Raw genomic sequence first — 8,927 nt, 5'->3', positions numbered from 1 at the left:
TGTGGACGCCCGACGTCTACGAGGGCGCGCCGACGCCGGTCACCGCCTTCTTCGCGGTCGCCCCCAAGGTGGCCGCGATCGCGCTCTTCGTCCGGGTCATGCTGGAGCCGCTCGGCGGTCTCGTCGACCAGTGGCGCCAGATCATCGTCTTCATCTCGATGGCCTCGATGGTGCTGGGCGCCTTTGCCGCCATCAACCAGAGCAACATCAAGCGGCTGATGGCCTACAGCTCGATCGGCCATGTCGGCTATGCCCTGGTCGGCCTCGCGGCCGGCACCGCCTCCGGGGTGCGCGGCGTCCTCATCTACATGGCGATCTACATCTTCATGACCGCCGGCACCTTCGCCATCATCCTCTGCATGCGCCAGAAGGAGCGGGCGGTCGAAGGCATCGCCGACCTCGCCGGCCTGTCGCGCCAGCGCCCGATGCTGGCGCTGGCGCTCGCCATCTTCATGTTCTCGATGGCCGGAATTCCGCCGCTGGCCGGCTTCTTCAGCAAGCTCTACGTCTTCATGGCGGCGATCGAAGCGGCGCGGGACTACCCGGTGCTGTACGCGCTCGCCATCGTCGGCGTGCTCGCCAGCGTGGTCGGCGCCTACTACTACCTGCGGATCGTCAAGATCATGTATTTCGACGAGCCGGCCGAGGGCTTCGACCGCACGGTCTCGGGCGAGGTCCAGGCGATCATCGGGGTCTCCGCGGTGGTGACGCTCTTCTTCTTCCTCTATCCCGGACCGCTGCTGTCCGCTGCGGCCACGGCCGCCGCAGCCCTGGCAAAGGGATGAGGTCGCCTGCGGGCGGACCGCCCCCCGCGGTCCGCCTCGTGGCGCTGGACACGGTCGGCAGCACCAACGACGAGGCGTTCCGGCTGGCCCGCGAGGGTGCGGGCGACCTCACCCTGGTGACCGCGGTGAGCCAGGATGCCGGGCGCGGCCGCCGCGGGCGGGCCTGGACTTCGCCGCCCGGGAATTTCTACGGCACCTTCCTGCTCGACCCCTGCCAGCCGCTGGCGCGGCTGGCCGAGCTCGGGTTCGTGGCCGCGGTGGCGACGGTGGAGACCTGCCGCGCGCTGCTGCCGGCCGGCCGGCGCATCGAGATCAAGTGGCCGAACGACGTCCTCGTCGACGGTGCGAAGGTCTCCGGCATCCTGGTCGAGACGGAGGCCGCGCCTGCCGGCCGGCACTGGGTCGCCGTCGGCATCGGGATCAACGTCGGCAGCCGGCCCGACGGCATGCCATACGAGGTGACGGCACTGGCGCGGGATGTGCCGGTGACTGTCGAAACGGTCCGGCAGTGCCTCGTCGAGCGGTTCGCGTGCTGGTATCGGGTGTGGCTGGCGGACGGCTTCGCGCCGGTCCGCGCCGCCTGGGCCGCCGCCGCCGTCGCTGCGGGCCGGCCGATCGAGGTCCGGCTCCGCGACGAGACGCTGGAAGGGCAGTTCGCCGGCATCGATGATGGCGGGGCGCTGCTGCTCGACCAGCCCACCGGCCGCCGGCGGGTGACGGTCGGCGACGTCATGCTGCGGACGGGGTGACCGGCGATGCTGCTCGCGATCGACATCGGCAACACCAACAGCGTCTTCGCCCTCGCCGAAGGCGAGGCGGTGCGCGCGACCTGGCGCTGCGTCACCGATACCAAGCGCACCGCCGACGAGTACGCGGCCTGGCTGACCCAGCTCATGGGGCTGGACTGGATCGAGCCGCAGCGGGTGACGGCGATCGTCATCGCGACCGTGGTCCCGGAAACCCTCTTCAACGTCGTCGGCATGTGCCGCCGCTACTTCCGCTGCGAGCCGCTGGTGGTCGGCGACCCGGCGGTCCAGCTCGGCGTCGAGGCCAGGGTGGAGCGGCCGCGCGAGGTCGGTGCCGACCGCATGGTCAACGCGCTGGCGACGCACCGGCGCTACGGCGGCCCGGCCATCGTCATCGACCTCGGCACCGCCACGACCTTCGACATCGTCGACCGGGACGGGAACTACAACGGCGGCGTCATCGCCCCCGGGATCAATCTCTCGCTCCAGGCGTTGCACATGGCAGCCGCCCGGCTGCCGCGGGTCGACATCCGGCGGCCGGAGACGGTGATCGGGCGGGCGACCGTGCCCTGCATGCAGTCCGGGGTCTACTGGGGCTATGTCGGGCTCATCGAGGGCATCGTCGCCCGCATCCGGCAGGAATGGGGGGAACCCATCAAGGTGATCGGTACCGGCGGCCTCGTGCCGCTCTTCGCGGAGGCGACCGACGTGTTCGACCACGTCGACGGCGACCTCACCCTTTACGGGCTGATCCAGGTGCATGCCCTGAACCGGCCGGCGGCGAACGCGGCGGGGCAGGACGGATGAACCTGCCTCCGTCCACGCCACGGCCCGCGGCCTTTCCGCCCGGCGCGCCGCAGGATCTCCACTTCCTCGCCCTCGGCGGCTCGGGCGAGATCGGCATGAACCTCAACCTCTATGCCTATCGCGGGCAGTGGTTGATGGTCGACCTCGGCGTCACCTTCGGCGACGACAGCACGCCCGGCATCGACGTCATCATGCCGGACATCGCCTTCATCGCCGACCGCCGCGACGCGCTCGCCGGCCTCGTCCTGACCCACGGTCACGAGGACCATATCGGCGCCGTCCAGTATCTCTGGCCGCGCCTGCAATGCCCCGTCTACGCGACGCCGTTCACGGCGGCCCTGCTGCGCCGCAAGCTCGCCGACACCGGCCTCTCCGACCTGCCGATCACGATCATCCCGATGAACGGGCGGTTCCGGGTCGGGCCGTTCGACCTCGAACTCGTCACGCTGACGCATTCCATCCCGGAACCGAACGCCGTCGTCATCCGGACGGGGCAGGGGACCGTGCTCCACACCGGCGACTGGAAGCTCGATCCCGACCCGCTGGTCGGGCCGCTCGCCGACGAGGCGGCGCTGAAGGCGCTCGGTGACGAGGGCGTGCTGGCAATGGTCGGAGATTCGACCAACGCCATGCGCGAGGGCGAGTCGGGCTCCGAGGGCGAGGTGCGCAGCGCGCTGCTGTCGCTGGTCGAGCGCTGCAAGGCCCGTGTCGCCGTCGCCTGCTTCGCCTCCAACGTCGCGCGGCTGCAGTCGCTGATCGACGTCGCCCGGGCGACGGACCGCGAGATCGCGCTCGTCGGACGGTCGCTGTGGCGGATCGTCGCCGCGGCGCGCGAGACCGGCTACCTCGATCCCGACATTCCCTTCGTCGACGACCGCGAGGCGGCGTGGCTGCCGCGCGAACGGGTGCTGATGATCTGCACCGGCAGCCAGGGCGAGCCCCGGGCGGCGCTGCCGCGGATCGCCCGCGGCGACCACCCCAAGGTCACCCTGGAGCGTGGCGACGCCTGCATCTTCTCCTCCCGCATCATCCCGGGAAACGAGAAGGCGATCGGCCGGCTGCAGGATGACCTGCTGCGCCTGGGCGTCGAGGTGCTGACCGAGCGCGACCATTTCGTCCATGTCTCCGGCCATCCCTGCCGGGACGAGCTCGTGCGCATGTACCAGTGGGTGCGCCCGCAAGTGGCGATCCCCGTGCATGGCGAGCATCGCCACATGGTCGCCCATGCCGAACTCGCGCGCACCTGCCAGGTGCCACAGGCGCTGGTGACCGCCAACGGCTCGCTGATCCGCCTCGCGCCCGGCAAGGCGGCGATCGTCGCCCAGGTGCCGTCGGGACGTCTGGCGCTGGAGGGCGAGGCGCTGCTGCCGATCGAGGGACCGTCGCTCAAGACGCGCAACCGGATCGCCAGCCAGGGTGCCGTCGTCGCCACCCTGGTGCTCGACAAGGACGGCCGCGCCCAGGCGCCGGCCAAGGTCGCGGCCCCCGGCCTCTACGACCCGGATGCCGATTCGGGCGACCTCGCCGCCATGGGGCGCGCGGCGACGGCGGCGCTCGACCGCCTCAGCCGGCAGGACCGGCGCGAGGACCAGGCCGTCGAGGCGGCCGTCGCCACTGCGCTTCGCCGCTATGTGCGCGAAGGGCGTGGAAAACGCCCGGCGACGACCGTACATCTCGTCCGGATCTGAATCTTCGGGGAAGGACGCGATGATCGGCCGCCTCAACCATGTCGCGATCGCGGTGCCGGACCTCGCGGCGGCGGCCGCCATGTATCGCGACGTCCTCGGTGCCGAGGTGTCGGCCCCCGTCGACCTGCCCGCCCACGGCGTCTCGGTGGTGTTCGTGGTCCTGCCCAACACCAAGATCGAGCTGCTCCATCCGCTGGGCGAGGGGTCGCCGATCGCAGCCTTCCTCGCCCGCAACCCCTCGGGCGGGATGCACCATGTCTGCTACGAGGTCGACGACATCCTGGCCGCGCGCGACCGGCTGAAGGCGACGGGAGCCCGGGTGCTGGGCGATGGCGAGCCGAAGATCGGCGCCCACGACAAGCCGGTCCTCTTCCTCCATCCCAAGGATTTCGCCGGCACGCTGGTCGAGCTCGAACAGGTCTGAGCGAAGATGTCCCTCGTCACCGGGATCGCCGTCTACATCGTCCTGTGGTGGACCGTGCTCTTCGCGGTCCTGCCGTGGGGCGTGCGCGTGCCGGACAAGGTCGCCCCGGGCCACGCCGAGAGCGCGCCCGAGCGCCCGCGGCTGCTTGTGAAAGCGGCAGCGACGACGGTGCTGGCCGGCGTGCTCTGGCTCTTCGTCGAGTGGCTGGCGACCACCGACCTGATCTCGTTCCGCGGCCCCTGAGGCGCCGCGCGCCGGCGGCCGGTCAGCCGCCGAAGAGAACCGCGTGCATGACGCGGCCGGGGACGAGGGTGAAGAGGCCGGCGATCACGAGCGCGCCGAGGAAGAGCCCCGTCATCGTCCGGGAGTGCGCATGGACGCGGTGCTGCCGGGCGCGGACGACCGCCAGCGGCAGCATCACCAGGACCAGGACGGCCAGCAGGTGGATCGGGCTCCAAGGGCCGAACATGCGCAGCCCGTGGATGAAGAAGGCCGTGACCGCCACGACCGCCATCAGCAGGACCCAGATCCAGCCCAGCGTGCGGTGCGGCACGGTGCCTTTCGGTGCGGCGAACTGGACGATTCCGAGCACGAAGGCGAGCAGCGCGGCCGCGGCGTGAAGCTGAGTCGCCAGCGGCTCGGCCAGGAGCGGAGCGAGGCTCATGGGGAACCCCCTTGGGGACGCCGAAGGTTTGGGCGAAAACCTGCCCTCAGCGGGGCAGTTGCCGTACGCCTGTGCAACCTATTGATTTTAATGGAAGTCTGCGGGGAAACGCGAAGATCGCCCTTGCGGTCGGGCGGCGTTCGCACCATCTTAAACGTAATCGAGCGGCTCGCGCCGCTCGATTGTCGCCTGATGGCGATTCCTCCCTAAACTTGGGGCTGCGGCGAGACACCATCGGCGCGGCCCCTTCTTCACATCGGCGAGACTACGCGCTCGGCGCGGGGCTGTCATCACCTTTTTGCATGACGCGATCACCTTCGCGGGGTGAAACGCGTCGCTATGTCACGGCGAACTTCACCACGAAGAGCCCGGCCAACAGCCAGACCATCGCCGAGACCTCGCGGCCCCGTCCGGCCAGGAGCTTGATCCCGGCATAGGTCAGGAAGCCGAAGCCGATGCCGTGCGCGATCGAGAAGGTGAAGGGCATCGCCACCGCCGTCACCAGCGCCGGGGCATACTCGGTCGCATCCCCCCAGTCGATCTCGCCCAGGCTGCCCGCCATCATGCAGGCGACGAAGAGCAGGGCCGGGGCGGTCGCGAAGGCCGGGACCGACAGCACGATCGGGGCCAGCACGAGGCTGGCGACGAAGAGCAGGCCGGTGACGCAGGCCGTCAGCCCGGTGCGGCCCCCGGCCTTCATGCCGGCCGCCGATTCGATGTAGGCGGTCGTCGTCGACGTGCCCAGCGCGGCCCCCGCCATGATCGCGGCGCTGTCGGCGACCAGTGCCTGGCGCAGCCGGGGCAGGCGCCCCGCCGCGTCCAGCATCCCGCCGCGCCACGCGACGCCGATCAGCGTGCCCGCGGTGTCGAAGAGCGCGACGAAGAGGAAGGCGAAGACGACCGTCGTCAGGCCGAGGTCGAGCGCGCCCGCGAGGTCCATCCGGAGCAGCGTCGGGGCGATGCTCGGCGGCAGGTCGAAGACGCCGCGGAAGGGAGCGAGCCCCAGCGCCATGGCCACCGCCGTCGCGCCGACGATGCCGACGACCAGCGCCCCCGGCACGCGGCGGTAGTCGAGCGCGACGATCGCGACGAAGGTGAGGGCGGCGATGATGGCGGGCGGCGCCGTCAGCTTGCCGACCGTCACCATGGTGGCGGGGTGGGCGACGACGATGCCGGCATTCTGCAGCGCGATGATCGCGAGCAGCAGCCCGATGCCGCCGGCGATCGCCATCTTCAGCGACCGCGGGATGCTGTCGACGATCCATTCCCGCACCCGCACGAGGCTGAGGAAGAGGAAGGCGAGGCCGGACAGGAAGACGGCGCCCAGCGCCACCTCCCAGGAATGCCCCATGCCCTGGACGACGCCGTAGGCGAAGTAGGCGTTGATGCCCATGCCGGGGGCGAGCGCGATCGGGTAGTTGGCGTAGAGGCCCATGGCGACCGATCCCGCGGCGGCGGCGATCGCGGTCGCCACGAACACCGCGCCCTGGTCCATGCCCGCATCCTTGAGGATGACCGGGTTGACGAAGAGGATGTAGGCCATCGCCAGGAACGTCGTGACGCCCGCCGTCACCTCCGTCCTGAGGTCGGTGCCGTGCACCGACAGTCCGAACACCCGCTCCAGCATCGCCGTCGCCCCCCGGCATCTTCGACCGAACCGCCCCCCGGCGGTCCTACCGTGCGACTCTGCGGGCTCGCGCGGCCACCGGCAACCGTTCGTCGCCCCACGATGCGCGCCGGTCTGCTATGGATCGCGTCCGGACCCACTCCCCGAGGTCGCGAGATGCTGAAGCTGTTCTACGCACCGTCGACCTGCGCGCTGGCGACGCACATCGCCCTGATCGAGGTCGGCGCCGACTACGAACTGGTCCGCCTCAGCTTCGCCGACGAGGACCAGCGCAAGCCGGACTACCTGGCGATCAATCCGAAGGGCAGGGTGCCCGCCCTGGTGACGGAGGAGGGCGTGCTGACCGAAACGCCGGCGCTCCTCGCCTACGTCGCGCAGCGTTTCCCGGCCGCGGGCCTGGCACCCTTCGGCGATCCGTTCGCCTTCGCCCGCGTCCAGGCGTTCAACAGCTATCTCTGCGCCACCCTGCACGTCGCCCACTCGCACCGCATGCGCGGCTATCGCTGGGCCGACGAGCCCGAGGCGATCGCGGCGATGCAGCGCAAGGTGCCGGATTCGGTGAGCCAGTCCTTCACGATGGTCGAGGGCGAACTGGGCGATCCCTGGTTGATGGGCGATCGCTACACCATCTGCGACCCCTATCTCTTCACCCTCGCACAATGGATGGAGGCCGACGGGGTCGACACCCGCCGCTTCCCCCGCGTCATCGCGCACCGTGCGCGATGCGCCGCGCGCCCGGCGGTACGGCAGGCGCTCGCCGAAGAATTCGCCGCCGCCTAGGGGCTCGGTGGACTCGGATCGGGCCATCAGCTAAACGGAACCGCCGCCCGATCCGCCGGAACCACCGACCAGGACGCCATGCGCCTCAGCACCTATTTCCTGCCGACGCTCCGGGAGAACCCGAGCGAGGCGCAGATCGTCTCCCACCGCCTGATGCTGCGCGCCGGCATGGTCCGCCAGGCGAGCGCCGGCATCTACAGCTGGCTGCCGCTCGGCTTCCGGGTGCTGAAGCGGATCGAGCAGATCGTCCGCGAGGAGCAGGACGCGTCCGGCGCCCAGGAACTGCTGATGCCGACCATCCAGTCGGCCGACCTGTGGCGCGAGAGCGGCCGCTACGACGACTACGGCAAGGAGATGCTGCGGATCGTCGACCGGCACGACCGCGAGATGCTCTACGGGCCGACCAACGAGGAGCTCATCACCGACATCTTCCGCGCCGCGGCCAAGAGCTGGCGCGACGTGCCGCGCAACCTCTACCACATCCAGTGGAAGTTCCGGGACGAGGTCCGGCCGCGCTTCGGGGTCATGCGCGGCCGCGAGTTCCTGATGAAGGACGCCTATTCCTTCGACCTGACGAAGGAGGATGCGCGTCACTCCTACAACAAGATGTTCGTCGCCTACCTGCGCACCTTCGCCCGCATGGGCCTGAAGGCGATCCCGATGCAGGCCGACACCGGACCGATCGGCGGCGACCTCAGCCACGAGTTCATCATCCTGGCCGACACCGGCGAGAGCCAGGTCTATTGCCACCGCGACGCCATCGAGTTCGATCCGCTGGCCGAGGCGGTCGATTTCGACGACCGGGCGGGGGTGCAGGCGATCGTCGATCGCTGGACCTCGGTCTATGCCGCGACCGACGAGAAGCACGACGAGGCGGCCTACGCCGCCATTCCCGAGGATCGGCGGGTCTCCGCCCGCGGCATCGAGGTCGGCCACATCTTCTATTTCGGCACCAAGTATTCCAAGCCGTTGGGCGCGGTCCTGGCCAAGCCGGACGGCGAGACGGTGCCGGTCGAGATGGGGTCCTACGGCATCGGCGTCTCGCGGCTGGTCGGCGCCATCATCGAGGCGAGCCACGACGAGCGGGGCATCGTCTGGCCGGAGGCGGTGGCGCCGTTCCGGGTCGGGCTGGTCAACCTCCGGGTCGGCGACGCCGCCTGCACGGAGGCCGCGCAGCGGATCTATTCCGCGCTCCGCGACGCCGGCGTCGAGGTGCTCTACGACGACCGGGACGAGAGCCCGGGCGCCAAGTTCGCCACCATGGACCTGATCGGGCTGCCCTGGCAGCTCGTCGTCGGGCCGCGGGGACTGGCGCAGGGACTGGTCGAGCTCAAGGAACGGCGGTCCGGCGCCAAGGAGGACCTGCCGATCGACGCCGCCCTCGCACGCTTCACCGCCGCCTGACC

The 8,927-nt window shown here is 70.4% G+C and carries 10 protein-coding genes; 8 read left to right on the top strand and 2 right to left on the bottom strand.

Going from position 1 to position 8,927, the window contains the following annotated elements; genetic code table 11:
- From ACE3Q3_RS10900 to ACE3Q3_RS10875, 6 genes are all read left to right on the top strand, one after another.
- The coding region (locus tag ACE3Q3_RS10900; RefSeq protein ID WP_374445697.1) for an NADH-quinone oxidoreductase subunit N at positions 1-785 on the top strand (785 nt) is incomplete at its 5' end.
- Between the two features lie 38 nt (positions 786-823).
- Positions 824-1,534: a biotin--[acetyl-CoA-carboxylase] ligase gene (locus ACE3Q3_RS10895; protein WP_374445694.1), complete on the top strand. Its 711-nt coding sequence runs from the start codon at positions 824-826 to the stop codon at positions 1,532-1,534.
- Between the two features lie 6 nt (positions 1,535-1,540).
- The gene (locus ACE3Q3_RS10890; protein WP_374445692.1) at positions 1,541-2,338 is read left to right on the top strand and encodes a type III pantothenate kinase; all 798 of its coding nucleotides are present in this window, start codon (positions 1,541-1,543) and stop codon (positions 2,336-2,338) included.
- On the top strand, positions 2,335-4,026 hold the full coding sequence (locus ACE3Q3_RS10885; RefSeq protein ID WP_374445690.1) for a ribonuclease J: 1,692 nt from the start codon (positions 2,335-2,337) through the stop codon (positions 4,024-4,026). Before ACE3Q3_RS10890 ends, ACE3Q3_RS10885 begins: the two co-directional genes overlap by 4 nt.
- 19 nt (positions 4,027-4,045) lie before the next feature.
- Positions 4,046-4,450: a methylmalonyl-CoA epimerase gene (mce, locus tag ACE3Q3_RS10880; protein ID WP_374445688.1), complete on the top strand. Its 405-nt coding sequence runs from the start codon at positions 4,046-4,048 to the stop codon at positions 4,448-4,450.
- A 6-nt stretch (positions 4,451-4,456) separates the two neighbouring features.
- Positions 4,457-4,693 carry a DUF1467 family protein gene (locus ACE3Q3_RS10875; RefSeq protein ID WP_374445686.1) on the top strand — a complete coding sequence of 79 codons (237 nt, stop codon included), beginning with the start codon at positions 4,457-4,459 and terminating at the stop codon, positions 4,691-4,693.
- 22 nt (positions 4,694-4,715) lie between these two features.
- On the opposite strand, the gene ACE3Q3_RS10870 is transcribed toward ACE3Q3_RS10875, so the two are convergent.
- Together ACE3Q3_RS10870 and ACE3Q3_RS10865 are read right to left on the bottom strand one after the other, a co-directional pair.
- Entirely contained in the window at positions 4,716-5,114 is a 399-nt protein-coding gene (locus ACE3Q3_RS10870; protein WP_374445684.1) for a DUF2306 domain-containing protein, read from the bottom strand.
- 337 nt (positions 5,115-5,451) lie between these two features.
- Positions 5,452-6,741, bottom strand: a complete 1,290-nt coding sequence (locus ACE3Q3_RS10865) for an NCS2 family permease (protein WP_374445681.1) — start codon at positions 6,739-6,741, stop codon at positions 5,452-5,454.
- Between the two features lie 156 nt (positions 6,742-6,897).
- Here ACE3Q3_RS10865 and ACE3Q3_RS10860 point away from each other — a divergent pair, with 156 nt between their 5' ends.
- Together ACE3Q3_RS10860 and proS are read left to right on the top strand one after the other, a co-directional pair.
- Positions 6,898-7,521, top strand: a complete 624-nt coding sequence (locus tag ACE3Q3_RS10860; RefSeq protein ID WP_374445678.1) for a glutathione S-transferase family protein — start codon at positions 6,898-6,900, stop codon at positions 7,519-7,521.
- A gap of 78 nt (positions 7,522-7,599) precedes the next feature.
- The gene (gene proS, locus ACE3Q3_RS10855; RefSeq protein ID WP_374445675.1) at positions 7,600-8,925 is read left to right on the top strand and encodes a proline--tRNA ligase; all 1,326 of its coding nucleotides are present in this window, start codon (positions 7,600-7,602) and stop codon (positions 8,923-8,925) included.
- The last annotated feature ends 2 nt before the right edge of the window (positions 8,926-8,927 follow it).

It is taken from the genome of Allostella sp. (assembly GCF_041913585.1).
Taxonomy (GTDB): domain Bacteria; phylum Pseudomonadota; class Alphaproteobacteria; order ATCC43930; family Allostellaceae; genus Allostella.
The sequence above is the reverse complement of the archived record's forward strand: the minus strand, read 5'-3'. Positions and strand labels throughout refer to the sequence as shown.

Bases quoted from the DNA above. Each gene is read 5' to 3' on its own strand.
- ACE3Q3_RS10870 (WP_374445684.1), bottom strand. From the start codon at position 5,114: ATGAGCCTCGCTCCGCTCCTGGCCGAGCCGCTGGCGACTCAGCTTCAC.
- proS (WP_374445675.1), top strand. From the start codon at position 7,600: ATGCGCCTCAGCACCTATTTCCTGCCGACGCTCCGGGAGAACCCGAGC.
- ACE3Q3_RS10860 (WP_374445678.1), top strand. From the start codon at position 6,898: ATGCTGAAGCTGTTCTACGCACCGTCGACCTGCGCGCTGGCGACGCAC.
- ACE3Q3_RS10865 (WP_374445681.1), bottom strand. From the start codon at position 6,741: ATGCTGGAGCGGGTGTTCGGACTGTCGGTGCACGGCACCGACCTCAGG.
- ACE3Q3_RS10890 (WP_374445692.1), top strand. From the start codon at position 1,541: ATGCTGCTCGCGATCGACATCGGCAACACCAACAGCGTCTTCGCCCTC.
- mce (WP_374445688.1), top strand. From the start codon at position 4,046: ATGATCGGCCGCCTCAACCATGTCGCGATCGCGGTGCCGGACCTCGCG.
- ACE3Q3_RS10875 (WP_374445686.1), top strand. From the start codon at position 4,457: ATGTCCCTCGTCACCGGGATCGCCGTCTACATCGTCCTGTGGTGGACC.
- ACE3Q3_RS10885 (WP_374445690.1), top strand. From the start codon at position 2,335: ATGAACCTGCCTCCGTCCACGCCACGGCCCGCGGCCTTTCCGCCCGGC.